The sequence below is a fragment of the Krasilnikovia sp. MM14-A1004 genome, from assembly GCF_047159485.1.
Classification (GTDB): domain Bacteria; phylum Actinomycetota; class Actinomycetes; order Mycobacteriales; family Micromonosporaceae; genus Actinoplanes.
In genome coordinates, this window is record NZ_AP038773.1 from 6142522 (window position 1) to 6169044 (window position 26523).

23 protein-coding genes are annotated in these 26523 nt (G+C 73.9%); 9 read left to right on the forward strand and 14 right to left on the reverse strand.

Annotated elements, in window-relative coordinates; genetic code table 11:
• Nucleotides 1-10: 10 nt before the first annotated feature.
• Entirely contained in the window at nt 11-562 is a 552-nt protein-coding gene (locus ACMCNN_RS26630) for an NADH-quinone oxidoreductase subunit B (RefSeq protein WP_412743228.1), read from the reverse strand.
• A 175-nt stretch (nt 563-737) separates the two neighbouring features.
• Between ACMCNN_RS26630 and ACMCNN_RS26635 the strand changes: the two genes are divergently transcribed.
• Nucleotides 738-2141: a gamma-glutamyltransferase gene (locus tag ACMCNN_RS26635; RefSeq protein WP_412743229.1), complete on the forward strand. Its 1404-nt coding sequence runs from the start codon at nt 738-740 to the stop codon at nt 2139-2141.
• Here ACMCNN_RS26635 and ACMCNN_RS26640 read toward each other — a convergent pair.
• Nucleotides 2138-2446, reverse strand: coding sequence for an MGMT family protein (locus ACMCNN_RS26640; protein WP_412743230.1), 309 nt, complete (start codon nt 2444-2446; stop codon nt 2138-2140). The genes ACMCNN_RS26635 and ACMCNN_RS26640 overlap by 4 nt on opposite strands.
• A 60-nt stretch (nt 2447-2506) precedes the next feature.
• On the opposite strand from ACMCNN_RS26640, the gene proB reads away from it, so the two are divergent.
• Nucleotides 2507-3619, forward strand: a complete 1113-nt coding sequence (gene proB / locus ACMCNN_RS26645; RefSeq protein WP_412743231.1) for a glutamate 5-kinase — start codon at nt 2507-2509, stop codon at nt 3617-3619.
• 8 nt (nt 3620-3627) lie between these two features.
• Nucleotides 3628-4869, forward strand: a complete 1242-nt coding sequence (locus tag ACMCNN_RS26650) for a glutamate-5-semialdehyde dehydrogenase (RefSeq protein WP_412743232.1) — start codon at nt 3628-3630, stop codon at nt 4867-4869.
• Between the two features lie 9 nt (nt 4870-4878).
• Here the strand turns inward: ACMCNN_RS26650 and ACMCNN_RS26655 are convergent, their stop codons facing one another.
• Nucleotides 4879-5706, reverse strand: a complete 828-nt coding sequence (locus ACMCNN_RS26655) for an SDR family NAD(P)-dependent oxidoreductase (protein ID WP_412743233.1) — start codon at nt 5704-5706, stop codon at nt 4879-4881.
• Between the two features lie 123 nt (nt 5707-5829).
• Here ACMCNN_RS26655 and ACMCNN_RS26660 point away from each other — a divergent pair, with 123 nt between their 5' ends.
• A complete protein-coding gene (locus tag ACMCNN_RS26660) occupies nt 5830-6270 on the forward strand; it encodes a MarR family winged helix-turn-helix transcriptional regulator (protein ID WP_412743234.1) in 441 nt (146 codons plus the stop codon).
• A gap of 26 nt (nt 6271-6296) precedes the next feature.
• On the opposite strand, the gene ACMCNN_RS26665 is transcribed toward ACMCNN_RS26660, so the two are convergent.
• The 6 genes from ACMCNN_RS26665 to ACMCNN_RS26690 all read right to left on the reverse strand — a co-directional run bounded on the left by ACMCNN_RS26665 (nt 6297) and on the right by ACMCNN_RS26690 (nt 16116).
• Nucleotides 6297-7052 carry a hypothetical protein gene (locus tag ACMCNN_RS26665; protein ID WP_412743235.1) on the reverse strand — a complete coding sequence of 252 codons (756 nt, stop codon included), beginning with the start codon at nt 7050-7052 and terminating at the stop codon, nt 6297-6299.
• 120 nt (nt 7053-7172) lie between these two features.
• Entirely contained in the window at nt 7173-8003 is an 831-nt protein-coding gene (locus ACMCNN_RS26670) for a squalene--hopene cyclase (protein WP_412743236.1), read from the reverse strand.
• A gap of 104 nt (nt 8004-8107) precedes the next feature.
• Complete coding sequence (moeZ, locus tag ACMCNN_RS26675; RefSeq protein WP_412743237.1) at nt 8108-9289, reverse strand: adenylyltransferase/sulfurtransferase MoeZ; 1182 nt, start codon at nt 9287-9289, stop codon at nt 8108-8110.
• 108 nt (nt 9290-9397) lie between these two features.
• On the reverse strand, nt 9398-12610 hold the full coding sequence (locus tag ACMCNN_RS26680; protein ID WP_412743238.1) for a DUF3152 domain-containing protein: 3213 nt from the start codon (nt 12608-12610) through the stop codon (nt 9398-9400).
• Between the two features lie 132 nt (nt 12611-12742).
• Nucleotides 12743-13699: an alpha/beta hydrolase gene (locus tag ACMCNN_RS26685; RefSeq protein WP_412743239.1), complete on the reverse strand. Its 957-nt coding sequence runs from the start codon at nt 13697-13699 to the stop codon at nt 12743-12745.
• Nucleotides 13699-16116 carry a hypothetical protein gene (locus tag ACMCNN_RS26690; RefSeq protein WP_412743240.1) on the reverse strand — a complete coding sequence of 806 codons (2418 nt, stop codon included), beginning with the start codon at nt 16114-16116 and terminating at the stop codon, nt 13699-13701. Before ACMCNN_RS26690 ends, ACMCNN_RS26685 begins: the two co-directional genes overlap by 1 nt.
• A gap of 156 nt (nt 16117-16272) precedes the next feature.
• Between ACMCNN_RS26690 and ACMCNN_RS26695 the strand changes: the two genes are divergently transcribed.
• The 4 genes from ACMCNN_RS26695 (at nt 16273) to ACMCNN_RS26710 (ending at nt 20721) form a co-directional block, all read left to right on the forward strand.
• Nucleotides 16273-16935 carry a TetR/AcrR family transcriptional regulator gene (locus ACMCNN_RS26695; protein WP_412743241.1) on the forward strand — a complete coding sequence of 221 codons (663 nt, stop codon included), beginning with the start codon at nt 16273-16275 and terminating at the stop codon, nt 16933-16935.
• A 56-nt stretch (nt 16936-16991) separates the two neighbouring features.
• Entirely contained in the window at nt 16992-17216 is a 225-nt protein-coding gene (locus ACMCNN_RS26700; protein ID WP_412743242.1) for a DUF3107 domain-containing protein, read from the forward strand.
• Nucleotides 17217-17640: 424 nt separating this feature from the next.
• Nucleotides 17641-19395 (forward strand): DEAD/DEAH box helicase, encoded by a 1755-nt coding sequence (locus ACMCNN_RS26705; protein WP_412743243.1) that lies wholly within the window; start codon nt 17641-17643, stop codon nt 19393-19395.
• Between the two features lie 168 nt (nt 19396-19563).
• Nucleotides 19564-20721: a class I SAM-dependent methyltransferase gene (locus ACMCNN_RS26710; RefSeq protein WP_412743244.1), complete on the forward strand. Its 1158-nt coding sequence runs from the start codon at nt 19564-19566 to the stop codon at nt 20719-20721.
• A 52-nt stretch (nt 20722-20773) separates the two neighbouring features.
• Here the strand turns inward: ACMCNN_RS26710 and ACMCNN_RS26715 are convergent, their stop codons facing one another.
• The 3 genes from ACMCNN_RS26715 to ACMCNN_RS26725 all read right to left on the reverse strand — a co-directional run bounded on the left by ACMCNN_RS26715 (nt 20774) and on the right by ACMCNN_RS26725 (nt 22373).
• Entirely contained in the window at nt 20774-21757 is a 984-nt protein-coding gene (locus tag ACMCNN_RS26715; protein ID WP_412743245.1) for a hypothetical protein, read from the reverse strand.
• Nucleotides 21750-21962, reverse strand: coding sequence for a heavy-metal-associated domain-containing protein (locus tag ACMCNN_RS26720; protein WP_412743246.1), 213 nt, complete (start codon nt 21960-21962; stop codon nt 21750-21752). Before ACMCNN_RS26720 ends, ACMCNN_RS26715 begins: the two co-directional genes overlap by 8 nt.
• A gap of 90 nt (nt 21963-22052) precedes the next feature.
• On the reverse strand, nt 22053-22373 hold the full coding sequence (locus tag ACMCNN_RS26725) for a metal-sensitive transcriptional regulator (RefSeq protein WP_412743247.1): 321 nt from the start codon (nt 22371-22373) through the stop codon (nt 22053-22055).
• A 103-nt stretch (nt 22374-22476) separates the two neighbouring features.
• Between ACMCNN_RS26725 and ACMCNN_RS26730 the strand changes: the two genes are divergently transcribed.
• The gene (locus ACMCNN_RS26730; protein ID WP_412743248.1) at nt 22477-23430 is read left to right on the forward strand and encodes an NlpC/P60 family protein; all 954 of its coding nucleotides are present in this window, start codon (nt 22477-22479) and stop codon (nt 23428-23430) included.
• A 64-nt stretch (nt 23431-23494) separates the two neighbouring features.
• On the opposite strand, the gene ACMCNN_RS26735 is transcribed toward ACMCNN_RS26730, so the two are convergent.
• Both ACMCNN_RS26735 and ACMCNN_RS26740 read right to left on the reverse strand, forming a co-directional pair.
• Entirely contained in the window at nt 23495-25642 is a 2148-nt protein-coding gene (locus ACMCNN_RS26735) for a DEAD/DEAH box helicase (protein ID WP_412747279.1), read from the reverse strand.
• A 39-nt stretch (nt 25643-25681) separates the two neighbouring features.
• On the reverse strand, nt 25682-26407 hold the full coding sequence (locus tag ACMCNN_RS26740) for an SDR family NAD(P)-dependent oxidoreductase (RefSeq protein WP_412743249.1): 726 nt from the start codon (nt 26405-26407) through the stop codon (nt 25682-25684).
• Between the last annotated feature and the right edge of the window lie 116 nt (nt 26408-26523).

The window sequence follows — 26523 nt, forward strand, 5'->3', positions numbered from 1 at the left end:
GAGAGGCAGGCTAGCCGCCCGGAGCCACCGGCGGGGTGACCATGGGGGCAGTCAACGAGGCCGCGTCGCGGCGCAGCGGGTCCGGCCGCGGCACCCCGCCCGGCCCGGACTGCTCGCGGGCGATCTTCTCCTGCAGGCGCAGGATGCCGTGCAGCAGCGCCTCGGGCCGCGGCGGGCAGCCGGGCACGTACACGTCGACCGGGATGAGCTGGTCGACGCCCTTGGTCACCGAGTACGAGTCCCAGTACGGGCCGCCGCAGTTGGAGCAGGAGCCGAACGAGATGACGTACTTGGGCTCGGGCATCTGGTCGTACAGTCGCTTGATCGCCGGGGCCATCTTGTCGGTGACCGTGCCGGAGACGACCATCAGGTCGGCCTGGCGGGGGCCGTGCGCGAACGGGATCACGCCGAGCCGGATGAAGTCGTGGCGGCCCATGCTGGTCGCGATGAATTCGATCGCGCAGCAGGCCAGCCCGAAGTTGAAGACCCACAGCGAGTAGCGGCGCCCCCAGTTCAGGACGAACCTGATGGGCTCACCGAGGACTCCTGGCAGACCGGCCACGCCGTCAACCTACCCCGGCACCGCGGGCGCGCCGCAGCAAGGCCCGGCCGAGATGCCGGAGCCTCATCGGCCGCAGGGACGGGGGGCACATCGGCCGTACGTCGGAAGTGGGACGGTGCCGAGTGTCGCCGCGAATGCGATGTCCTGTTCAAACGGCGGGCCTACGCTTCGGCGAATGAAGGCTCCCATCGCCGCCGGTGTCGCCGCGGCGCATCCGGCGACCGCCGAAGCCGGTCTGCAGATCCTGCGGTCCGGCGGGACCGCGGCCGACGCCGCGGTCGCCGCGGTGCTGGCGACCTGCGTCGCCGAGACCGTCTTCACCGGACTCGGCGGCGGCGGTTTCGCCACCTACTACGACGCTTCCAGCGGTACGGCGACCTGCCTCGACTTCTTCGTCGCGGTGCCCGGCATGGATGGCGACGTCGAGCCGGACGCGATGGTCGCCGTCGACGTGTTCTTCGGCGGCGTACCCCAGGTGTACGCGATCGGCGGGGCGAGCGTGGCCGTGCCCGGCGTGCCCGCCGGCTGCGGTGAGCTGCACCGCCGGTGGGGACGGCTGCCCTGGACCGAGCTGGTGGCCCCCGCGATCGACCTGGCCCGGACCGGGGTGATCCTGCCCGCGGCGCAGGCCCGCACGCTGGCGTCCTGCGCGCCCGCCCTGGCGTACGGCGAGGGTGGCGACGTGTACGCCCCGAACGGCCAGCTCATGCAGGGTGGCGAACTGCTGTTCCACCCCGGCCTGACGACCGCGCTGGAGGGCCTGTCGGCCGAAGGGCCGTCGGTGTTCTACACCGGGGCGTTCTCCAAGATCCTGGTGGACGCGGTCCGCGCCGACGGCGGCAACCTCGGCCCCGTCGACCTGGCCAAATACCAGGTGTACGAGACGCCGGTGGACCACGCGCGCCTGGCCGGGCACCGGGTGCACGCCCGGCACGACCTCAACCGTGCGGTCGACACCATCGCCGCCCTGCCGCCGAACGTCGCGGAGCTGAGCCGGACCGAGCGGGCCGTCGCGGTGGCGACCGCCCTGCGCGACAGGGGCCGCCAGCGGGTCGGCGACACCACGAATGTGGCCGTGGTCGACGCCGAGGGCAACGCCTGCGTGGTCACCACGACGCTCGGGCTGGGCGCGGCGGTGTGGCTGCCCGGCCTGGGCGTCAACATGAACTCGATGCTCGGCGAGGGCGAGCTGCTCACCCCCGACCTGGCCCCCGGCCTGCGGATGTCGTCGAACCTGTGCCCGATGGTGGTCACCGACGCCGAGGACCGGCTGACGGTCGCGCTGGGCTCGGCGGGCGCTTCGCGGATCCGTACGGCGCTGCTCGACACCCTGCTCGGGGTGCTGGTCGACGGGCTGGACCTGCAGCAGGCGGTCGCCCGCCCACGGTTCCACGTGGTCGGCGACACGGTGCATGCAGAGGTCGGGTACCCGGAGGCGGAACTGGACGCGCTGGCCGACGCCGGGTGGACGATCAACCGGTGGCCGGACATCGACCACTACTTCGGCGGGGTGACCGGGGTGGGGCCGGGCGGCGCGGCAGGTGATCCACGGCGCGGCGGGGCGGGCCTGCACCTCTAACAGTCGGGGTTCCAGGCGGCGCGGGCCATGTCTACGCGTTCACCCCGCAGCGGCACGCCGTCGGCCAGCAACCGCTGCCGGGCCTCCTGTTCGTGCCCTGGTGGGAGCCGCCCGCCGCTGGCGACCACCCGGTGCCACGGGACCCCGCCGCCGTGCCGGGCCATGATCGAGCCGACCTGGCGGGCCGAGTTGCGGCCGGAACGGTCCGCGAGCGCGTCGGCGACCGCCCCGTACGACATGACCCGGCCCTCGGGGATGCGTTCGACCAGGGCCAGCACCTCTTCGACGTACTCCTGCGGTGTCACCGGCGCCACGATATGGGATCCGGGACCGGCCGGGTACGTCACTCCGCGCAGAATGGTCGGGTGCGTGAAGTGGTGACCGGTGCGCGCCGGATCGTGGTGAAGGTGGGCTCGTCCTCCCTGACCACGGCGGCGGGCGGGATCGACCAGCAACGCGTCGACGCCCTGGTCGACGTGCTGGGCAAGCTGGCCTCCGACGGCCGCGAGGTGGTGCTGGTGTCCAGTGGCGCCATCGCCGCCGGGCTGGCCCCGCTCAACCTGCCGAAGCGCCCGCGTGACCTGGCCACCCAGCAGGCCGCCGCCAGCGTCGGGCAGGGCCTGCTGATCGGGCGGTACGCGGCCGGTTTCGCCCGGCACGGCCGTACGGTCGGGCAGGTGCTGCTGACGGTCGACGACGTGACCCGGCGGGCGCACTACCGCAACGCGTACCGGACGCTGCGCAAGCTGCTCGACCTCGGTGCGCTGCCGATCGTCAACGAGAACGACACGGTGGCCACCGAGGAGATCCGCTTCGGCGACAACGACCGCCTGGCCGCCCTGGTGGCCGCGCTGGTGCACGCCGACCTGCTGGTGCTGCTCTCCGACGTGGACGGGCTGTACACCGGCGACCCGGCCGACCCGGCGTCGCGACGGATCGAGGTGGTCCGCGACGACGCCGACCTGGAGGCCGTGACGATCGGCAGGGCCGGGCGCGCCGGGCTGGGTACGGGCGGCATGGTCACGAAGGTGGAGGCGGCCCGGATCGCGACCGGGTTCGGCATCCCGGTGGTGCTCACCGCCGCCCCGCTGGCCGGGCCCGCGCTGGACGGCGCGGAGATCGGCACGTTGTTCGAGGCGGCCGCCCAGCGCCCCACGGCCCGGCTGTTCTGGCTGGCCCACGCCACCACCCCGCGCGGGCGGCTGCACCTCGACCCGGGCGCCGTCGCCGCGGTCGTGGCCCGGCGCAAGTCACTGCTGCCCGCCGGGATCACGGCGGTGGACGGCTCGTTCGCCGCCGGCGACCCGGTGGACCTGGTCGCCGCGGAGTCCGGCGTGCCGATCGCCCGGGGCCTGGTCAACTACGACGCCGTCGAGCTGCCCGCGCTGCTCGGCCGGACCACCGCGGACCTGGCGGCCGCCCTCGGCCCCGAATACGAACGAGAGGTCGTCCACCGCGACGACCTCGTCCTTCTCTAGGAGTGACGATGAGTGTCCTGCAGCAGGCGGCCGACGCGCGTGCCGCCTCGTTCGAGCTGGCCGCCGCCACCCGCGCCGAGAAGGACGCGGCGCTGCTGCTGATGGCGGACCGCCTGGTGCAGCGCGCGGACGACATCGTCGCCGCCAACGCGGTGGACGTCGACAAGGCCCGTACGGGCGGGTCCACCGACGCGATGATCGACCGGCTGACCCTGACCCCGCAGCGGGTCGCCGCGATGGCGGACGGGCTGCGCCAGCTGGCTGCCCTGCCCGACCCGGTCGGCGACGTGGTGCGCGGCTCCACCCTCGCGAACGGGCTGGAGTTGCGCCAGGTGCGGGTGCCGTTCGGCGTGGTCGGCATCATCTACGAGGGGCGGCCCAACGTCACCGCGGACGCGGCGGGGATCTGCCTCAAGTCGGGCAACGCGGCGCTGCTGCGCGGCTCGTCGTCGGCGTACAGCTCGAACGCGGCGATCGTGGCGGTGCTGCGCAAGGCGGTCGCGGAGGCGGGCCTGCCCGCGGACGCGGTCCAGCTGCTCGACGCCACCTCGCGGGACTCGGTCAAGGAACTCATGCGCGCCCGCGGCCTGGTGGACGTGCTGATCCCGCGCGGCGGCGCCTCGCTGATCAAGACGGTGGTCGAGGAGTCGACAGTGCCGGTGATCGAGACCGGAGTGGGCAACTGCCACGTGTACGTGGACTCCGACGCCGACCTGGAGAAGGCCCTCGCGGTGGTGGTGAACTCCAAGACCCAGCGGTTGTCCACCTGCAACACCGCCGAGTCGCTGCTGGTGCACGCGGACATCGCTGGCTCGTTCCTGCCGCTGGTGCTGGAGGAGCTGATCGCGGCGGGAGTGACGGTGCACGGCGATCCGCGGGTGGCCGCGTACAGCGACGACGTGGTGCCCGCGACCACCGAGGACTGGGCCACGGAGTACCTGTCCGCGGACATCGCCGCGGCGGTGGTCGACTCGCTGGACGACGCCCTCGATCACATCCGCCGCTACGGCACCGGCCACACCGAGGCCATCGTCAGCGAGTCCGTCACCGCGACGCGCCGGTTCGCGGCGCGGGTGGACGCGGCCGCGGTGATGGTCAACGCGTCCACCCGGTTCACCGACGGCGGCGAGTTCGGCTTCGGCGCCGAGATCGGCATCAGTACGCAGAAGCTGCACGCCCGCGGCCCGATGGGCCTGCCCGAGCTGACCAGCACCAAGTACATCGTCACCGGCAACGGCCACACCCGCTGAACCGCGGGCTCAGTGGTCCGTCACCGGGAATCCGGCGGTGCGGGCGCCCGCCGTGGGCACCCGTGCCGCCGAGGGCGCATCGGCGGCCCCGCGCAGGCTGCGGGCGGTGACCGAGGCCACGAGCCGCCGCGGCAGTAGCCGGCTCACCAGGGGGACCCAGGCGTTCTCCGGGCCGGGCGTGACCACCGGGCGGTTGCGCTCGACCGCCCGCAGGGCGCGTTCCACCACGTACCCGGCCGAGCGGGGGCGCCCGACGCGGGCCTCGGACGTGCCGACCACCCCGAAGAACCCGGTGTCGACCGGTCCGGGGCAGACCGCGGTGACCCGTACGCCCGCGCGCCGGTTCTCCTGCCAGAGCGCCTGACTGAACGAGAGCACGAACGCCTTCGCGGCGCCGTAGACCGCCATGTAGGGCGTCGGCTGGTAGGCGGCGATCGACGCGACGTTGAGGATCGCTCCGCGGCGCCGTTCGACCATGCCCGGCAGGTAGGCGGTGGTCAGGTCGACCAGCGCGGCGACGTCCAGCGCCACCTCTGTGTTCACCCGGTCGGCGGGCACCTCGTGGAATCGCCCCGCGCTGGCGAAGCCCGCGTTGTTGATCAGGCCGTCGACGGTCAGTCCACGCTGGTCAGTCGCGGCCCGCACCGCGGCGACGGCGCCCGGTGCGGTCAGGTCCTGGACCACCACCTCGACACGTACGCCGTGCGCCGCCCGCAACCGCTGCGCCGTGTTCTCCAGCACGTCCGCGCTGCGGGCGACCAGCACCAGGTCGGCGCCGCGGGCGGCGAGCGCCTCGGCGAATCCCGCCCCGATGCCGGACGACGCACCCGTGATCATGACAGTCCGGCCTCGCCAGTTCTGGCCCCGCAACTTCATCAGTCCTCCAAATCGTCAGCGTTACTGACGGTCAGTCTTGCAGACTGATGCCATGACTGACAAGCCGTCCCGTACAGTCGGCGCATGACCAGCCCCGCCGACCAGCTCGCCTCCCGCACCGGGTATGTGCTGATCAAGCTCGGTGAGGAGGCCCTCGCGGCCGCGGAGCGGGCGCTGGCACCCCTGGGGTTGCGGGCCAAGCACGTGAACGTGCTGACGTTGATCGAGACGCACCGGCTCTCCCAGCAGCAACTGAGCACCGGCACGGGGCTGGATCGCACGACGATGGTCGGCCTCGTCGACGATCTGGAAGCGGGCGGATACGCCACCCGCGACCGCGACCCGGACGACCGGCGCCGCTATGTCGTCAGCCCGACCACGGCCGGGATCGCCGCGCTCCGGGCGGCCGAGAAGGTGCTCGACGAGGTCGAGGCGTCGGTGTTCGCCGGACTGAGCGCGTCGGAACGCCGCACGCTGCACCAGCTGGCGGTACGCGCACTGGACGCGACCCGGCAGCCGCGCTGACCCGAAACGGTTCGAGACGCGTCAGGTCAGTGTGGCACCGCCCGGCGGCGCGCCCGGCGGGCGATCACCGTACCGGTCACCGCACCGCCGACCAGCAGTCCACCGGCCGTCGCCGCACCGAGGACCAGCCATCCGGGTGGGTCCGCCGGTCGCGCGGCATCCTGCGCCCGGACCGGGGTCACCCCCGCATCCTGAGCCTCCGGCTCTTCGGCATCGTCCGGATCCGTCGCCGGATCCGTTGAGCGCCCGGCATCCGCGACACGCACCACGGACACCTTCGCGATCGACTCCGACGAGGCCTCTTCGCCCCGCACGGTGATCGTGACGGGTTGCGTGCCGATGTACTGCACCGGATGGCCCGGCTCGGGATCCACCAGGTCGGAATACAGTCCCTGAGCGTTCCCCCGGAACGCCACCAGGGTCAGCCGGCCCGGTGCCGTGGCTCGCAACACGAACTCGGTCCTGATCGGCGACTGCACGGTGCCGTGGGGCGCGATCGCCTGGCAGTCGGCAGCCTTCCGGTACTCGTCCGCCACCCTGGTCTGGTAGCGGCCGTCCTCGTCGCGCGGGGGCAGGCGCGTCCCGACCATCTGGAAGAGACACATCTCTTCCTGCCTGATGCCGGCGTCGTCATTGAATTCGACGGTCACATGGATTTCCTGGCCGACGGTCACCTGCTTTTCGCGCACCGTCAGTTCGTAGTCGGACTTCGCCCAGGCCGGGGCGGCCAGCGGTCCGGCGGCCAGGACGCCGGCGAGCGCGGCAGGCACCAGGATGCCCACCCACCGGCGGAAAGTACGCGGGCGCATCAGCACCTTTCCGCCACTTCCCTTGTGGACGCGGCCGGGTCGGATCACACGATCATGGCAAGGCCGCGCAAGTGATCTCCCGGCTGACGCGGGTCAGGCCGGGCCAGCGCCGACCCTGGGCAGGACCGCACGCAGCGCCGTCAGGGTCGTGTTGACGTCGAAGATCGGACCCTCGGCGCTGTCCCAGCCGCCGTCGGTGCGCTGCGTCTCGCCGAGCCGCTTGTACGCCGCCCGCAACAGCCAATCGTCGCCGATGTTCACCCGGCGCACCGCGGCGGCCATCGAGGCGAGGTCGGCCGGTGCCATGCCGTCGAGCCGCTCGGCCAGCACCAGCTGCATGCGGGCCGACTCGTAGAAGTGCTGCTGCTGGTGCAGCAACACCGCTGCATGCCAGCCCGCCGCGAGGAACGACGGCCACGTCCCGTCCGGACGGACGTGCGCGACCACGTACGCGGCGGCGGCCTGCAGGGCCGCCACGTAGCGGGCGGGCCACTCGTGGCGAGGGTACGCCTCCACGACGGCGACCGTCAGCCAGAAACCCGCGACCGAGGTCTGATACAGGGTGGCCTCGGGATCCCCCGGCGCCGCCCAGGCCGGGGCGTCCGCGGCCAGCGCCTCGTCCTCCTGCCAGGTGCCGTCGGGGTGCTGCACCCCGACCAGCCACGCCAGCGCCCGCTCCACCGCCGGGCCGCGCAGGCCGCCGAGGTCGTCCAGCTCGCCGAGACGGAAGCACGTGGCGTCCACCGACGGCAGCGGACCGTCACCCGTGGCGGGCCAGCCGCCCTCGGACGTCTGCCCGGCGGTGATCCGCTCGACCACGTCCTCGGCGGGCACGACGCCGGCGCGCAGGAAGGAGAGCCGCGCGCGTTCCACGGGGTCACCGTGCGCGACGACGTACCCGATGGCGGCATCGATGTCGACCACGACCGTGACGCTACCCGGCGCCGCGTGCCGCCGCTGCCCCGCATCGGCCACTGTCGCAGCCCGATCGGACACCCGGGGCCGGGTGTCCGATCAGGATGGCTCGATCAGTACGACGGGAGTGACGGGTCGACCGTGTTGATCCAGGAGACGATGCCGCCCTGGACATGGACCGCGTCGCCGAACCCGGCGGCCTTCAGCGCGGCCAGCGCCTCGGCCGAGCGCACCCCTGACTTGCAGTGCAGCACGATCTGCCGGTCCTGCGGGAACTTGGCCAGCGCCTCGCCGGAGAGGATGTCGCCCTTCGGGATCAGGGTCGCGCCCTTGATGTTGACGATCTCGTACTCGGCGGGCTCGCGGACGTCGACCAGGAAGATGTCCCGGCCGGAGTCCTGCCATTCCTTGAGCTCACGGGCCGTGATGGTCGCGTTCTCGGTGGCCGCGGCGGCCTCGTCGGAGACCGCGCCGCAGAAGTCCTCGTAGTCCTCCAGCAGATCGGTCACGGTCGGGTTCTCGCCGCAGAGCACGCAGTTCGGGTCCTTCCGGACCTTGATCCGGCGGTACTCCATCTCCAGGGCGTCGTACACCATCAGGCGCCCGACCAGCGGCTCGCCGATGCCGGTCAGCAGCTTGATCGCCTCGTTGACCTGGATCGAGCCGATGGACGCGCAGAGCACACCGAGCACACCGCCCTCGGCGCAGCTCGGGACCATGCCGGGCGGCGGCGGCTCGGGGTAGAGGCAGCGGTAGCACGGGCCGTGCTCGGCCCAGAAGACGGACGCCTGGCCGTCGAAGCGGTAGATCGACCCCCACACGTACGGCTTTCCGAGCAGCACCGCCGCGTCGTTGACCATGTACCGGGTGGCGAAGTTGTCGGTGCCGTCGACGATCAGGTCGTACTGGCTGAAGATGTCGCGGACGTTGTCGCGGTCCAGCGCCGTGTTGTGGATGACGACGTTGATCAGCGGGTTGATCTCCCGGATGCTGGCCGCCGCCGACTCGGCCTTGGGCCGGCCCACGTCCGAGACGCCGTGGATGATCTGGCGCTGCAGGTTCGACTCGTCGACGGTGTCGAAGTCGATGATGCCCAGCGTGCCGACGCCCGCCGCGGCCAGATACAGCAGCGCGGGCGAGCCGAGGCCACCGGCGCCCACGCAGAGCACCTTGGCGTTCTTGAGCCGCTTCTGCCCGTCCATCCCGACGTCGGGGATGATCAGGTGGCGCGAATAGCGGCGGATCTCGTCGATTGTCAGCTCGGCGGCGGGCTCGACGAGCGGGGGCAGCGACACGGTTTACTCCCCGGGTTCGGCGGTGAGGTGCGGCCCCCATTGTTGCGCGCCCCGCCGCCGACCGGGCATGACCAGGAACACCCGGTCCGACATGCGGGACGGGGAATATCAGACGGCCGGTGGTCCCGCGTACCGCTTGCCGTTGCGGTACGGCCACCCGTACGCGGTGCAGCCTTCCAGGCTGTAGGTCTGCCACAGCATGACCGGTGCCGGTTTGCCCTTACCCGGGCACTGCTCGTGGCCGTGGCCGAGCTGGTGGCCGACCTCGTGGTTGATCACGTACGCCCGGTAGACGTCCAGCGGCGCGTCGTAGTGCGGCACGGCCTCGCGCCACCGTTCGGAGTTGATGACCACCTGGCCCGGCAGCCGGCACGAGCTGTAGCCCTTGGTTTCCAGACCGCCCTTCGCGCACATCTCCTCCGAGGTGTCCGGCGATGCCAGGTAGATCGTGAACTCCGCGGGTTCCCCGTGCGGTGCCCGCTGGAACCGGACCTTGTTCCCGGCCACCCAGCTGCGCGGGTCGCCCAGGATGTTGTCCACGTCCGCCGCGAAGGCGCTGGCGTCAGGCCCGTTGCCGACCAACCCACCGTCGCCCTGGGCCAGGTACTTCTCCACCGCGACGTGGAAGGTGCGCATGGTGCCCTTCGTGCCGAGCACCGGGCCGTACCCGGTGGCGTACTGGAAGCTGCCCGCGGGCTGAGCCCCGCTCGGTGCCTGCTGCGCCTCATCCGGCGGGGCGGCGCCCGCCCCGCTGGTCGGCGCGGCCGTGTTCGGCGCGGCCGTGGTCGGCGCCGCAGCGCTCGGCTTGGTGGCCACCGTCGGCGCGGGCGCGGGCGCGGCGCCGGCCGCCGGCCCGGTCCCCGCCGGCTGCTCCTGTGGCGTGACCGGGGCGGCCGACGGAGTGTGGCCGACCGTGCGGCGGGCGGCCAGCGGGTCGCGACGGACGAGCCAGATGATCCCGCCGATCAGCACGGCGACGGTGAGCAGCGCCAGCAGTGCCGCCCAGAGCCGCCGTCGGTTCGCCGGGCTGCGTTCGGTCTGTGGCGCACCCTGCTCGGGCGGGGCGCCCGCCACGCCGGGCAGCAGGATCGGCCCCTCGTCCGGTGCGAGCGGCGGGGCGCCGGCCGCCAGACCACCGGCCGCCGCCAGACCTCCGGGCATCGCCGCCAGGTCACCGGGCATCGCCGCCAGGTCACCGGGCATCGCCGCCGACGGACGCACCGACTCGGCGCCGGGTGGGGGCAGTTCCGAATCGGGTGGGGCCGCGGCGATGCCCGTCGCCGTGGCGGCGGCGCCGGTTGCGGCGAGGTGCCCGGCTGTCGCGGCTTCGCGCTGGCTGCGGGTCACCTCGACGGTGTCCGCGTCGGCGGGCGCCGGCTCCGGGGCTTTCCCCGCGTCGGCCAGCGTCGCGCCCTCCGCGGAGGAGGCTGCGGCCGCCTCGGCTCCGGCAGCCGCCGCCGAGGCCAGCGTCGCGGCCGCGGCGGCTTGCGCGGCGGGGCGGAGGGTGTCGGCCGCGGGCTCTTCGGGCTCGACCGCTTCGGCGGGCTCGCCGGTGTCGCGTGTCTCCGCCTCGGCACCGGCGGCCCCGGTCCGCATCCCGGCCGCTTCGGTGACCTCCGCGGAGTCCGGCGTCTGCACCTCAGCCGACGCGCCGGTCTCGCCGTCCTGCGGATGTGCCGCAGCCCCCGGGACCGTCTCGGTCTCCTGCGGATGCGCCTCGGCCTTCAGGACGGGCTCGGTCTCCCGCGGATGCGCCTCGGCCTTCAGGACGGGCTCGGTCTCCCGCGGATGCGCCGCGGCCCCCTGGACCGTCGCGGTCTCCTGCGGATGCGCCTCGGCCCCCGGGACAGGCTCGGTGTCCTCCGGAGGCGCCCCCGGCACCGTCTCGGCATCCGGCAGTTGCGCCTCTGGCGCCGGCTCGACGTCCTGCGGCTGTGCCGCTGTGCTCAGGGCCGCTTCGAGGTCCCAGGGCTGCGCCTCTGCCGCTTCGGTCGCCCCGGAGACGGACGTATCGGCGGCGGTCGCGGCGGAGTCGCGTGCCCGGGTCCCGGCGGCCGGTGGCTCGGCGACCATCGGCTCGGCGGGGGCGGGTCCCACCACGATCGGCGGCCAGAATGCCTCGCGGGCATCCGCCAGGCCTTCGATGGTGGACAGATCCCAGCTGTGCTCGCCCGGGACGGTGTCGCCGGGCATCGTGTCCAGGTCGTCCTCCGGGCCGTCCGGCCACAGGCTCGCCGGCTGGGATTCCTCGGGCCGGTTCACCGTACCGATGAGCATGTCCACCCAGGCGGCGACGTCGTTCTCGGCGGCCGTCTGCGCCTCGCGCACGTCGTGAACCTCGTGGACTTCGTGCACCTCCGCCGGGTGCGGGCGGTGCGCGATGGTCCGGTCCGTCATGGCGGCCCGGTTCACGGCCTCCTGCGTACGGAGCAGCGCGGCCGCCAGCTCCGGGGTCAGCGGGCCCGTCTTCTGGGCCGCCGCGCCGGGCGCGGTGGCGCGGGCCGCCGCGGCCGCCGTCGGGCGGCGCCGGGCCGCGGCCCGGGCCGCGATCGCGTTGCGCTGGGCGTCGAGGTCGTCCGGCGCGCTGCGGCGGCGGGATCCGGCCAGTGGCGCGGTGAGATCCGGCGACCCGGCGGCGCTGCCCCGCCGTGCCCGGCCGCGTCCCTTGCGGGCCTCGCCCGGGCCCTCCCCGGACAGGCCGCCCCAGGCCGCACCGCCGGTGTCGTCGGGTTGCGTACGGCGCCGGCGCGACCGCGGGCGGTCCGCCTCGCCACGGACGGTCTCCTCCGGGTCGTCGCCGGGCGGCGTGTCACCCCATCCGGACTCCCCCGCGTCCATGGCGCCACGCCGGTGTTCCGCGGCGGCGACGTCGGACCGGAATCCCGCCCCTGACCTGCGTCGGCGTGAGCCCGTCGCCTCCTGGGCGTAGGGGCTCGCCGCGCTCGGTCCGGGCGGGCCGCCGGCGCTGGGCGGCGCGTCCTCCGCGGCCGGCGGGGCGACAGTGCTGCGGCGGCGCCGGCCGGATTCGCCCTCACGGCGGCGGCGGGGCCGGGGTTCGGTCACCCAGGCCAGCGCGTCCTCGACCGGGTTCTCGACGCGGTGGTGACGGGCGGAGGCGTCGGCGGAAACGGCGTCCGCCGTGGCGCGCCGGCGCCGTGGGCGGCTCTCCGATGCTTCGTCGGGTACCTCGGCGGTCACCGATGCGCGCGGATTCGGCCGGGTGGCGGCGATCGCGCGCGCCGAGTGCTCCGAGACGGCCCGCTCAGGCGCGCCGTCCTCATCCGGCCGCAACGCGGCCGGCGGGTCCACCGCGGGATTCACGGATCCTTTTGTCGCCTTTGCCATAGCAAGTGCCAGAGTGCCATGCAAGCACCCCGGGTCACCGGCATTTCGCGAGGAAGCCTCGGATCTTCGGGTCCGCGCAGGGCGGCCCGGCGGCTCCTCCGCTGTGGATTACCCGACCCGGACGCGAGTGTCGGCGAGCATCCCGACGACGGCCCGGGCCACCAGCCGGGGCACCTCCATCTGCGCCACGTGCCCGACGCGGGGCAGGATCAGCAGCCGCCCGTCCGGGATCGTCCGGGCGACCTGGCCGGGCACCCTCGGATCGACCAGCCGGTCGTCGAGCCCGCCGATCACCAGGGTCGGTGCGGTGATCCGGGCGGCCAGCCGCCACATCGAGTTGTCCCCCGGCAGGTACGCCCGCACGAAGCTCGACACCAGACCCCGCAGGGCACCCAGGTACGCCCTCGGGTAGTGCGCGACCGTGTACCGCAGCCGAATCTCCTCGATGGCCTCCGCCCGGCGCTGCGGATTCACCCGCGTCGTGTCACCGAAGCAGACCGCGAGAACCTGCTCGGCCAGCTCGTCGACCGTCATCCGCGCCATGTTCCAGGCGAACAGCCGTTCGGCGTGGGGCAGCGCCAGCAGCGGCAGCACCGGCCCCTGCGCGGTACGCCGCGGATCCAGGAACGGCATCGCCGGGGAGATCAGCGTGAGGGTCCGGACCAGGTCGGGCCGCAGCGCCGCCACGAGTACGGAGATGGCGCCGCCAAGGGAGTTGCCGACCAGGTGCACCGGGCCGCGCCCGGCGTACTCCAGGTACCCGATCAGCCGGTCGGCGAAGGCGGGCAGGGAGTACCGGCGGCTCGGGTCGCTGTAGCCGAAGCCCGGCAGGTCCACCGCCTGCCCGGCCAGGTGACCGGAGAGCAGGCCCGCCACGTCGGTGAAGTTCTGCGAGGACCCGCCGAGCCCGTGTACGTACACCGCCGGCTCGGCGTGTGGTGTGGTGGCGGGGGTGTCGCGTACCTGCAGCATCGCACCGCCGATGGTGACCCGGCGGGCGGGCCACGGCGGCGGCACACCGTCGTCGGGCAGGGCGCTGTCAGGGGCGAGGATGGCGCCCTTCATCAGGACAGCAGGGCTTCGAGACGGCGGTTGACCGCCGCCAGGGTGGCGCGAACCATGGCGTGCCGGTCGTCGCCCGCGACCACGGCGGATCCGGCGATCTGTTCCACCCAGCCACCGTAGGACAGCAGGAGCACGACGACGGCCACCTGCATCGGCCCGAACGGCACCGCCGCCGCGTGTTCGACGTAGCACCGGGCGGGCCCGTCGGCGTGCTCGGACGACGACAGCAGCTCGTCGACAGCCCGCGCGGTGGCCATCGCACACAGGCGCAGCAGGTACCCGTCGACGGCGGGCCCGGTGGCCTGCCCGGCGGCGATCCGGCCGCCCGCGCCGAGCCGCACCTCGACCGTGGCCTCCGCACCGAACGTGCTGACCTGCACGTTCTCGATGACGACGCGCGGGCCGGGCCGGTCACCGATGTCGAGGGGTCGCGCCGTCACGCCGTTCACGCCGGTGGCGACGGCCTCCATCGCACTGCCGGCCCCCGCGGCGAACGAGGCACGTTCCAGCGCCTGCAGGGGCCCGGACGCGGGCAGTGTCCCCGCCGGTGACGTCCCGAGCGGCGCCGGTGGTACCGACACCGCCCCGGGCGGGTTCGGTGCGTACTGGGTCGACGGGGGCGCGGACAACGGCGTGGTGAGGCCGGGTGCGGCCCCCGCGATCGGGCCGTCGACCGGGCGGGCGGGCTGCGGCAGCCGCCGCCGCGGGTCACCCGGCCCCGCGGACGCCGCCGTGCCACTAAACGCATCGCCGGGACCCACCGGGCTACTCACTGGACCCACCGGGCCGCTCAGCGGATCGATCCCGCCGGGACCCGCCGGGCCACCCAGGGAGTCCCTGCCTCCGAGACCTGCCGGGCCACCCAGGGAGTCCATCCTGCCGGGACCCGCCGGGCCGCCGAGGGAGTCCATCCCGCGGGGATCCGCCGGGCTGCCGAGGGAGTCCATCCTGCGGGGATCCGCCGGGCCGCTGAGCGGATCCATGCCGCCCGAGAACGATGGGCTGCCGAGCGAGTCCGACCGGGCCGGCACCGAAGACTGGCCACCCAACGAGCCCGGTCCGGCGGGCGTCGACGGGCCACCGAGGCTGTCGCGCGCGGCGGGCGTCGACGGGCCGCCAAGGCTGTCGCGCGCGGCGGGCGTCGGCTGGCTCGGCACGAATGCTGCGGCCGGGGGCGCGGAGGCCGGTGCGCTGGGCGGCGCCGCCTCGCCACCCTGCATGGCCGCGTCCAGGCCCATCCGGTCCTGCAGCAGCCGGGCGACCTGGCGGCTCACCTCGGCGGGGTCGGCACCGTCGGCCAGGTCGAGGCGCAGGCTGTGCGCGCCCGCGGGCGTGGTGCGCAGGGAGGCGTCGCGGACCCCGGCCACCTCCCGTACGGCGGCGAGGATCGCCTGCACGTCGAAGCCCTCCTGGCGCTCCTGCGCGGACAGCACGTCACCGCGGCGCAGGTGCGTCGCGATGCGGGCCAGCGCGGGCGTCTCGGCCGATGGCTCCACGGACGGCGGCTCCGGGACGGTGGGCACGTCCGGCTCGGCCGGTACGCGTTGCGGCAGCGGCTCGTCCGAGCCGAGGTCGGAGTAGCCGGGGTACGGCGCGGCGTATCCGCCGGACGACACCGCGCTCGCGGACGGCGCGCCCGGCTCGTACGACGGCCCGCCCGGAAAACCGCCGGGGTCGTACGACGAGCGGGCTGCCTGATCGTCGGGGCGGGCCTGCCCGGCGGGGTTGACCGGCTCCCGCGAGTGCCGGGCCGACTCGGCGGTGCTCCAGTCGACGCGACGCCCGCCGGGGGTCGCCGGGCGCACCGCGGGGAAGATCGCCCGAGTGGGGCTCTCGGCCGAGCGCTGGGCGAACAGGTCCGCGTACCGCGACCGGCCCTCGGACCAGCTCGGCGCTCCCGGCTCGGGGCCGGTCGGCTGGGCAGCCCGGGTGTCGGCGCCGCCGCCCGGCTCACCGAGCGGCCGGATCTCCCCTGACTCACCGGCATCGTGGAACGACCCGATCTCAGCGGACGGGCCGTCGCCGAAGGAGCCGTTCACGCCGTACGGATGGGGACCGGACCCGTTGGTGTAGGGCTGGATCTCGCCCGAGCCCCCGGCGTCACCGAACGGGTGGATCTCCCCGGACCCACCGGCCTCGCCGTACGGCGCGGGGTCGGCATCGGGGAACGGGAAATCCCCGGACGAGTGACCCGGCGGCAGCGGTGCCCGGCTGCCCGGGAACGCCCGCTGGCCGAACGGCCGGGTGAACGGGCGCCGCCAGGCGGGTACGTCGTCCTCGGGGTCGCGGGCGGGCGTGGAACCGGACCAGGCGCCGTTGGCGGCCGCCCAGCCGTTCAGCAGGGTACGGTCGCGCGCGTCAGCGCCGGGGCCGCCCGCAACGGCTCCGGTGTCACCGGATTGTCCTGTCTCGTCCACCGCGCGCTCCTCGCTCGCCCCGACCGAGGCTACCGTGTGGTGGCATTGGCGATAAGTTGCAGCGTCGCGACAATTGCCCTTCCGGCCGTGCCACGCGTCAGGCCGGGCGATCCGCGCCGAACCGCGGGGGACTCATACCTCGGAGGGTGGAGAATCATGACCGCTGCGTCCGGCGGAGCACAGACGGCGGGGCGCCCCGCGCGCCTGCCGCGCTCCGCGCGCCGTAAGCAACTGCTGGCCGCCGCGCAGCAGATCTTCGTCGCGCACGGCTACCACGCCGCGGCGATGGACGACATCGCCGAGCGGGCCGGCGTCTCCAAGCCGGTGTTGTATCAGCATTTTCCCGGCAAACTGGAGCTCTATCTGGCGCTGCTGGACGTGCACTGCGACTCGATAATCGCCAAGGTGCGCGGTGCGATGCTGGCCACCCCGGACAACAAGGAACGCGTCCGCGGCGCGGTCCGGGCGTACTTCGACTTCATGGATCACGAGAGCGAGGCGTTCCGGCTGGTCTTCGAGTCGGATCTGCGCAACGACCCGCAGGTCAGGGAGCGGGTGGAGCGGGTCGAGCAGGGCTGCATCGTGGCTGTGACGGACACCATCATCTCGGACACCGGGCTGAGCACGGACCAGGCCGAGCTCCTGGCCTCGGGGCTGGTCGGGGCGGCGGGCCAGTCGGCGCAGTTCTGGTTGGCCAACGGCCGCCGCACCAACAAGGAGGAGGCGGAGGCACTGGTCGCGGCGCTCATCTGGCGCGGTATCGCCAGCTTCCCGTTGCAGGGTGAGCCAACGGGAGGAATGCCGCGCGAAATCGGCTAGCCTTCAGACCGGTAGACATCCGGCAGGCCGGTGGATTTTGTTCGAGGGAGGACCCCGTGGAGGTCAAGATCGGCGTGCAGTACGCCCCGCGCGAGCTGGTGCTGGAGAGCGCACAGACGCCGGCCGAGGTCGAGCAGGCAGTCACCGAGGCGATGGCCAAGGACAGCGTGTTGACCCTGACCGACGAGAAGGGCCGCCGGGTGATCGTCCCGATCTCCAAGGTGGCGTACGTCGAGATCGCCGAATCGTCCAACCGGCCGTTCGGCTTCACTACCCGCTGACCCGCGAACGACGGCAGGAAATCCCGCGGATTTCCTGCCGTCGCCGTGTCGGACCTGCGGAACCCATGCTCTGAGGTGCGCTTTCACTCGGTCAGGTAGACTTGGCCGGTCGCCGTCGACATCGATTCGATGCAACCGATCGATTCGGCCGACTGCTGAACCAGGCCCACTGGCTGATCCCGCCACCGAGCGGTACCGGCAACGTGGTCGATTTGCGCCGTGTGGCTGATTTGGGCCATATGGTCGATCCAGGTGATTGGTCGGTCCAGTCGATTGGCGACCCGGGCGTTCGCCGAGCCCTTTCGGCGCGGCGCCCCCGCCGTGCGCGTGCGGCCCGCGAATGACTTCGCGTGTGGCCCGCGCACCACCCATACCGCGCCCTGGACTTCGACGGGCGCACCACGAGAGGCACCCGCAGAACTCCATGACCGAAATCGAAGACACCGAAAGCATCGAGCAGGAACCCGCGCTGGTACCAGTGCTGAACCGAGCCCCCGTCCGCCCCGACAGCCCCACCTTCGCCGAACTCGGCGTCCGTACGGAAACGGTCGAGGCCCTCGCCGCGGCCGGCATCACCCGGGCCTTCGCGATCCAGGAGTACGCCCTGCCGATCGCCCTGCGCGGCACCGACCTGATCGGCCAGGCCCCCACCGGCACCGGCAAGACCCTCGGCTTCGGCCTGCCCCTGCTGGAACGCGTCAGCGCCCCGTCCGAGGGCGCCGACGGGCGGCCGCAGGCCCTGATCGTCGTCCCGACCCGCGAGCTGGGCCTGCAGGTGGCCCGCGACCTGGCCGCCGCCGGCAAGACCCGCGGCGTGCGGGTGCTGCCCATCTACGGCGGGGTCGCCTACGAACCGCAGGTGGAGCAGCTGAAGAAGGGCGTCGAGATCCTCGTCGGCACCCCCGGACGCCTGCTGGACCTGGCCAAGCAGAAACAGCTCAAGCTCGACGGCATCCGCGGGCTGGTCCTCGACGAGGCCGACCGCATGCTCGACCTGGGCTTCCTGGAGGACGTCGAGAAGATCCTGGCCATGCTGCCGGACCAGCGTCAGACGATGCTGTTCTCGGCCACCATGCCGGACCCGATCGTCGCGCTGGCCCGGCGGTTCCTGCACCACCCCGTCACCATCCACGCCGGGCACACTCAGGACAGTGGACCCTCGCCGCTGACCAAGCAGGTCGTCTACCGCACCCACCCGCTGAACAAGCTGGAGATGGTCGCACGCATCCTGCAGGCCAGGGAACGCGGCCTGACGATGATCTTCACTCGGACCAAGCGCGCCGCCGACCGGGTCTCCGAGGACCTCGACTTCCGCGGCTTCGCCGTCGCGGCCGTCCACGGTGACCTGGGCCAGGGCGCCCGGGAGCGTGCGCTGCGCGCGTTCCGTACCGGGAAGATCGACGTGCTGGTCGCGACCGACGTCGCGGCCCGCGGCCTGGACGTCTCCGGGGTCACCCACGTCATCAACTACGACTGCCCGGAGGACCCGGACACGTACACCCACCGCATCGGCCGCACCGGCCGGGCGGGCGCCACGGGCGTCGCGGTGACGTTCGTGGACTGGGAGGACATGCCGCGGTGGGTGCTCATCGACAAGTCGATGGGACTCAACATGCCCGAGCCGCCGGAGACGTACCACACCAGTCCGGCGCTCTACGCCGACCTGGACATCCCGACCGACGTCACCGGGACCCTGCCCACCGCGGACCGCAGCCGTGCGGGACTGTCCGCCGAGGTCGAGGAGGACCTCGGCGGCGGACGGCGGCGCGGTCGCGAGGGCGGGCGCGGGCCGGGCCGGGGCCGCGGCGGGCGTACCCGCGGCGGCCGCGACGAGGCCCCGGCCGCGACGGAGGAGACCGGGGAGCGGCCGCAGCGCCAGCGCCGCCGGCGCCGGGTCGAGGGCGAGACCGCGGACGGTACGGAGTCCACCACGGCCGAGGCGGCCCCCTCGGGCGAGGCGGGCGACGAGCAGGCCGGTGGCCGACGGCGGCGGCGCGGCGGGAGCCGGGCGGCGACCGTACCCGAGTTCTCGGACAGCACCGCCGAAGGCGGTGCGGTGGCCGACGCCGACGCCGCCGACGGTGAGTCGGCGGGCCGGCCGCGGCGACGGCGTCGCCGGGGCGGGCGCGGCGGCACCGGTACGGCCGACGCGGGCGGCCCGGAGCCGGCGAACGACTGAGGTACCGGCCGGGCCGTCTGCACAAGGCGGCCCGGCCGTTCAGTCTCGTCGATAGGGCTCGTCGATCCCGGCCAGGACGACGCTGCGGTCGCGCTCCGCCGTCCGGAGGGAGATCGTCGCTGAACCGCCGCCGAGAAGCAGGCCAGTCTTGCCGGGCAGAATGGGGGGATGCCGCAACCCCTGGACGCTGTGCTCACCGAGCTGCGCGAGCTGCTGCTGGATCCGGCGCTGACCCGGGCCGTGGCCGCGGGCCGCCGGCGCGGACACACCCCGTCGGTGACCCGCGCCGAGCTGCGACCCGTCGCCCTCAAGGCGGGCACCCGGCTGCAGATCGTGACCGACGACGGCGCGCGCCCGTACACCAGGAACGTGGCGGGTGCGGAGGCCGCGGAAGCGGTCGACGCGCTGCTGGCGGAGCCGTTCGGGAACTGGCACGTCGAGACGGACAGCGCCACGGTGCAGGTGCGGATCACCAAGAAGGGCGACGCCCAGGTGCACCGGGCCGCCCGCGCGGCGGCGCCGGTCAACCCGGTCGCGCCGGGTCACGACCGGGCCAAGCAGTGGCTGCTCGACCCCGGCGACCCGTTGTTCGCGGTGGTGGGCGGGACGGCCGCCAAGCGTCGTCAGGTGGACGCGTTCCTGCGCGCGCTGGCCGCGACGCTGCCGGACGATCCGGCGCGGCTGCCGTCGCCGCTGCGGGTCACGGATCTGGGCTGCGGCAACGCCTACCTGACCTTCGCGGCGTACCGGTATCTCGTGGACCGGGGCGCGAAGGTCCAGGTCGTGGGGGTCGACGTGCGCGAGGACCAGCGGGTACGCAACACCGCGGTCGCGGCCGAACTCGGCTGCGGCGACGACGTGACGTTCGTGGCGGGCACCATCGCGGGCGCCGGGGTGACCCCCGCGCCGGACCTGGTGCTGGCGCTGCACGCCTGCGACACCGCCACGGACGAGGCGCTGGCCCGTGCGGTGGGCTGGCAGGCCCGCTGGGTGCTGGCCGCCCCGTGCTGCCACCACGACATCGCGGCCCAGCTCAAGTCCGCCCCGGCCCCGGAGCCGTACGGGGAGCTGACCCGGCACGCGATCCTGCGGGAACGGTTCGCGGACGTGCTCACCGACGCGCTGCGCGCGGCCCAGCTGCGACTGCGCGGCTACCGGGTGGACGTGGTCGAGTTCGTCGACTCGGCGCACACCCCCCGCAACGTGCTGCTGCGGGCCCGGCACACCGGCGCCGCACCGACCGAGGCACAGCGCGCCGAGTACGCGGCGCTGACCGGCCAGTGGGGCGTCACGCCCGCCCTGGAGCGGCTGCTCGGCCGGGCCTGACCCCGTCGGCGCCTCGCGCCGGTGCCTTCCGGCCCGCATCGGCGGTCGCCGCTCAGCCGACGGTCACGCTCCACGCCGCGGTGTGCACCCGGCCGGCCACCTGGAAGTCGAAGAACATCCGGTAGTTGCCCGGGCCCGGTGCGGCCAGCCAGAACTTCACCTTGCCGTCGACCAGCTGCGGCTCGGGGTGGACGTGCACGTACCCGACGTCGCCCTCGCGGAGCACCACCAGGTGCCCGTACGCGCCGAGGTACGGCTCCAGCTCGGCCGGTTTTCCGTCGACGGAGTTCACGGACACCAGCAGGGGCTCGGCGACGCCGGCGTGCGGGGTCCCCTCGTACGAAACGGTGAAGCGGTCCGTGGTCGCCGACTGGGTGGGCGGCGGCAGCGGCACCGGGCGGTAGTCGCCGGGGACCGCGAGATCCACGCCGAGCGAGGTGGGCACCTGGTTGCCGCCGACGATGGCGGTGAAGTCCGCGATGGCCCGGTAGCTGCCCGGATCCGGCAGGTTCAGGTCCACCGCCCACGTGCCGTCCGGCCCCATGGTGGGGTGCAGGTGCTGGTAGACGGCGAGGTCGCGGCGCACGACGACGAGGTGCAGCGGCTTGTCGTGCACCACGGCGAAGGTGGTGACCGACGCCCCGCCGGACGCGGTGATCCGGAAGCGGAACGGCTTGCGGACGCCCGCCGGGAACGTGGTGGTGATCTCCGGTACGAGGGTGAGTCCGGAGGCGGTGACCGCGAGCCCGCCGACCGCCTCGCCCGGATTGGCGTTCGAGGCGGTGGCGGCCGCGTGGGTGTGCGGGGCGTTCTCGTTGCCGGCCATGCCCATGGTGGGCTGGGCGGCCGGCGCGGTGGGGCCGTTCGCCGCACCGGAGCCGCCGCCCGACGACCCGGAGAGGCGGCCGATGCCGTACCCGGCGAAGAGGACAACGACCAGCAGCGCGCCGAACGCGGCCAGCCGGAACGTGTCCCGGTCCTGTGGCGGCTCGGCCACGGCGTCGGGTGCCGGCGTCTGGAATGTCAGGTCAGGCATCGGCAAGCTCGTACCCGGCCTCGTCCACGGCCGCGCGCACCGCGTCCGGTGTAAGGGGCTGGGCGCTGGTCACGGTGACGGCGCCGGTGCCCAGGTCGACCTGGACGTCCTCGACGCCCGGCAGGGAACTCAGTTCCCCGGTCACGGCCTGTACGCAGTGCCCGCAGGTCATTCCGGTCACGGTGTAGGTGGTGGTGACGGACATGGCAGTTCCTTTCACGAGATGCGCGCCCGGTCGCAGGTCCCGGCGTCATCTGGAGATTCGGCCGGTGGCGGAGGCCGCCGCGGGCCCGGCTCAGGAGCGGACGAGGCGGGCGATGGCCGCGGAGGCCTCCTTGACCTTGGCGCTGGGATCGCCGGCCCGGGCCGCGTCGACGACGCAGTGGGCCAGGTGATCCTCCAGCAGACCCACCGCGACCGCCTGCAGGGCCCGGGTGGCGGCCGAGATCTGAGTGAGCACGTCTATGCAGTACGTGTCCTCGTCGACCATCCGTTGCAGGCCGCGGATCTGCCCCTCGATGCGGCGCAGCCGGCCGAGCAGGGCCGCCTTGTCGCCGGAGTACCCGTGCGGGCCGGGGTGGACGGGCTCCTCGGCGAGGTCGATGTCGTCGGACATGCCCGCCAGCATACCCCCTACCCGTATGAGTCGGCCGCGGCACCGGTCACCTCCGGCGGCCTGCCCCCGTTAACCCGGTGTGCCGTACCCCCCGATCATCCGAGTGGGCCTCGCCGTGCTCGCCGCCGTCCTCGCCGTCACCGGTGCCGCCCCGCCCCGCGCGGCCCGCGCGGACCGGCCCAGCGGGGCCGACCTGGACCGCCGCATCGCGGTCGCCTCCCGGCAACTGGAACAGGTCGTGGAGCAGTTCAACGACTCGCGGGACGACCTCGCCGAAACCAGGATCCGCACGCGCTCCCTCAGCGGGCAACTGGCCCCTATGCAACGCGACCTGCGGCTGCGGCAACGGCTGATCGGGGGCATGGCGCGGCAGACGTACCAGCAGACGCGCAGCGGGCCGACCCTGGCGCTACTGGCCTCGCACACCCCGCACCAGTTCGTGGACCGGCTGCTCGTCCTGGAGATGCTGGCCGACCAGCAGCAACGGGCGCTGACCGACCTGCGGACGGCACGGGCCCGGATGTCGGACGCCCAGCGCACCCTCGCCCTGCTGGCCGACCGGCAACGGCAGGAGCAGATGCGGCTGGCCGCCCGGCGGGCCACCATCGAGGGCGAGATCGAGACGCTGCAACAGCTGCGGCAGGTCGCGTACGGCGGTGGCTCCCGCTACACAGAGACGGAACGGCTGCCCGCGCCGATGTACGTGCCGGGGCCCGCCGGGCAGGCGGTGGCGTTCGCGTACGCACAGCTCGGCAAGCCGTACCGGTGGGGTGCCTCGGGGCCGGACGGGTACGACTGCTCCGGGCTCAGCTCGGCCGCGTGGCGCGCCGCGGGCGTGCACCTGCCCCACAACTCCGGCCGCCAGTACGGCGTGGTGGCCACGCTGCGCCGCGACCAGCTGCACCCCGGTGACCTGGTGTTCTTCTACGGCCGGATCAGCCACGTCGGCATCTACATAGGCGGCGGCAAGATGATCCACGCGCCGGAGTACGGGGAGAACGTGCGCGTCTCATCGATCGACTCCATGCCGATCCACGGCTACGGCCGCCCCCGCTGAGCCCGGAATGGCCCGACCGCGGCGGGCGGCCGAACTCGCGGAGCCACGGCGGCCGGTTGCGGGGTCAGCCCGCTACGGCGAGGGCCAGGGGCAGGACACCGGCCGCACCGGCCCGGCGCAGCGCCCGGCCCGCCAGCACCATCGTCCAGCCGGAGTCGACGAGGTCGTCGGCCAACAGCACGGGACCGTCCAGACCGGACAGGGCGTCCGCGACCTCGGGCGGCACCGTGAACGCGTCGTGCAGGGCGCGGACCCGCTGGGCGCTGTTGCCGCGCGGTCCGGTCTGCCCGGAATGAGTGCGGCTCAGGGTGCCGAGCAGGGGGAGCCGGCCGACCGTGGCGACGTGTGCCGCGAGACTGTGCACGAGCTGCGGGCGCCGCGCCGAACCCACGGCCACCACGGCGACGGGCCGCTGCTGCCACCGGTCGTCGCCGTGCGCCCAGCTCTTGAGCACTTCGATCACGGCGGCGGCGACCTCGTCGGGCACCGGGCCGTCCGGCGCGTCACCGAGCAGGCCGCGCAGCCGGTCGCCCCAGCCGAGGTCGGAGAGGCGGCCGACGGCCCGGCCGGGTGCCACCTGCTCGGTGGGGGCGATCCGGCCCTTGAGCGGCACCCCGACCGCCTCCAGGCCGGTGGGCCACATCTTCTTCGGTGCGATCTCGACGCCGGGGCGCCCCAGGAAGGTGTGGGCGGCGGTCAGGGACTCCGCGGACACCTGCGCGTCGAACTGCGGGCCCGCGCAGTTGTCGCACCGCCCACACGGGACGGCCTCCGGGTCGTCGAGGCAGCGGCGCAGGAACTCCATGCGGCAGGCGGTCGTCTCCGCGTACTCGATCATGGTTTGTTGTTCGGTGGTGCGGGCCTGCGCGACCCGCCGCAGCCGCTCTGTGTCGTAGGTCCAGGGGTCGCTGGTGGCCAGCCAGCCGCCGCGGGTGCGGCGCACCGCGCCGTCCACGTCGAGCACCTTGAGCATGAGTTCGAGCCGGGTGCGCCGCAGGTCCACGATCGGCTCCAGCGCGGGCGTGGACAGTGGCCGGTCCGGCGACAGCGCGGCCAGTACCGCCCGGACCTGCTCCTCCGGCGGGAAGGCGAGGGAGGCGAAGTACCGCCAGATCGCCGCGTCCTCCGGCCCGGGCAGCAGCACCACTTCTGCATGCTGAACCGCGCGGCCCGCGCGCCCGACCTGCTGGTAATACGCGATCGGCGAGGGCGGCGCGCCGAGGTGCACGACGAACCCGAGATCCGGCTTGTCGAAGCCCATCCCGAGCGCGGACGTGGCCACCAGCGCCTTGATCTTGTTGTCCAGCAGGTCCTGCTCGGCGGCGCGGCGCTCGGCGTCCTCGACCTGCCCCGTGTACGACGCCACCGCGAAGCCGCGCGTCCGCAGGAACTCCGCCGTCTCGGTCGCGGCCGCCACCGTCAGGGTGTAGACGATGCCGGAGCCGGGCAGCCGGTCGAGGTGATCGGCCAGCCACGCCAGCCGGTGCGCGGGGTCGCCCAGGCGCAGCACCGCCAGGCGCAGCGAGTCGCGTTCGAGCGGGCCGCGCAGCACCAGGGCGTCGCCGAGCTGGTCGGCCACGTCCGCGGCGACCCGGGCGTTCGCGGTGGCCGTGGTGGCCAGCACGGGCGTGCGCGGCGGCAGGCCCGCCAGGAACGTGCGCAGCCGCCGGTAGTCGGGCCGGAAGTCGTGGCCCCAGTCGGAGACGCAATGCGCCTCGTCCACCACCAGCAGGCCCGTGGTGGCGGCCAGGCCGGGCAGCACGGTGTCGCGGAAGTCGGGGTTGTTGAGCCGCTCGGGGCTGATCAGCAGCACGTCCACCGCGCCGGCCCGGATCTCGGCGGTGATCTCGCCCCACTCGTCGAGGTTCGCCGAGTTGATCGTGCGGGCGCGGATGCCGGCGCGGGCCGCCGCCTCGACCTGGTTGCGCATGAGCGCCAGCAGCGGCGACACGATCACGGTCGGTCCGGCGGCCGGCTCACCCGCCTCCGCGGCGACGCCGTCGCGCAGCAGGGCCGTCGCGACGAAGTAGACCGCCGACTTCCCCCAGCCCGTCCGCTGTACGCACAGCACCCGGCGGCGGTCGACGACCAGCGCCTCGATCGCCCGCCACTGGTCCTCGCGCAGCACCGCCTGCTCCCCCGCGAGGCGGCGCAGCACCTCCTCGGCGCACTCGCGCACGGCAGTACGTTCCGCGGTGCTCACCGGTGTCAACTCAGCCACCCGGCATGTCTACCAGCACCGGGCGACAACTCAGCGGCCCAGGACGGACCCGCCGTTGACGTTGATGATCTGCCCGGTGACGTAGCCGCCGCCGGGACCGGCCAGCCAGCGCACCGCCTCGGCGATGTCACCCGACTCGCCGGGCTGCTTGACCAGCGTCGCCGCGACCCGGCTGGTGTGGCCGTCCGCGGTCATCCGGTCGGCGAAGAACTCGGTGTCGGCCACGTAGCCGGGGGCGATCACGTTGGCCGTGACGCCGTCCGGGCCGAGCCGGGCGGCCAGGTCGAACACCCAGCCGTGCAGGGCGGCCTTCGCGGCCGCGTACGGTCCGGCGCCGCCGCGCTGCGCGGCCTGTGAGCTGATCAGCACGATCCGCCCGCCGGGGCGGCGCATCCGGGGCAGCAGCGCCTCGGTCAGCAGCACCGCGGTCATGACGTTCACGTCGTACGCGGCCCGCCACTGCGCCGCCACGCCGGGCAGGGTGGCGTCGTCCGACGGCGTGAAGCCGCCCGCGTTGTTCACCAGCACGTCCACGGCGCGATCACCGACCGCCTCGGTGACCGCACCGAGCCGCGCCGGATCGGTGAGGTCGGCGGTGACCGCGCTCGCCTGGGGCCCGATCCACGTCACCGCGTCCGCCAGCACGTCGGGGCGGCGGCCGACGATGATCACGTCGTACCCTTCGCCCGCCAGCATCCCTGCCGTCGCCCGGCCGATACCCGTGCCGCCCCCGCTGACCACCGCAAGCCTCGTCATGCCCTGACTCTAGATCGCGACGCCCGCCCGGCTGGTCCAGCCCGCCCCGCAGCGCGGGCCGCGCGGGTCTGCTCAGCACGCCCAGCTGGGCGGGGCACGCCGGTCTGCTCAGCACG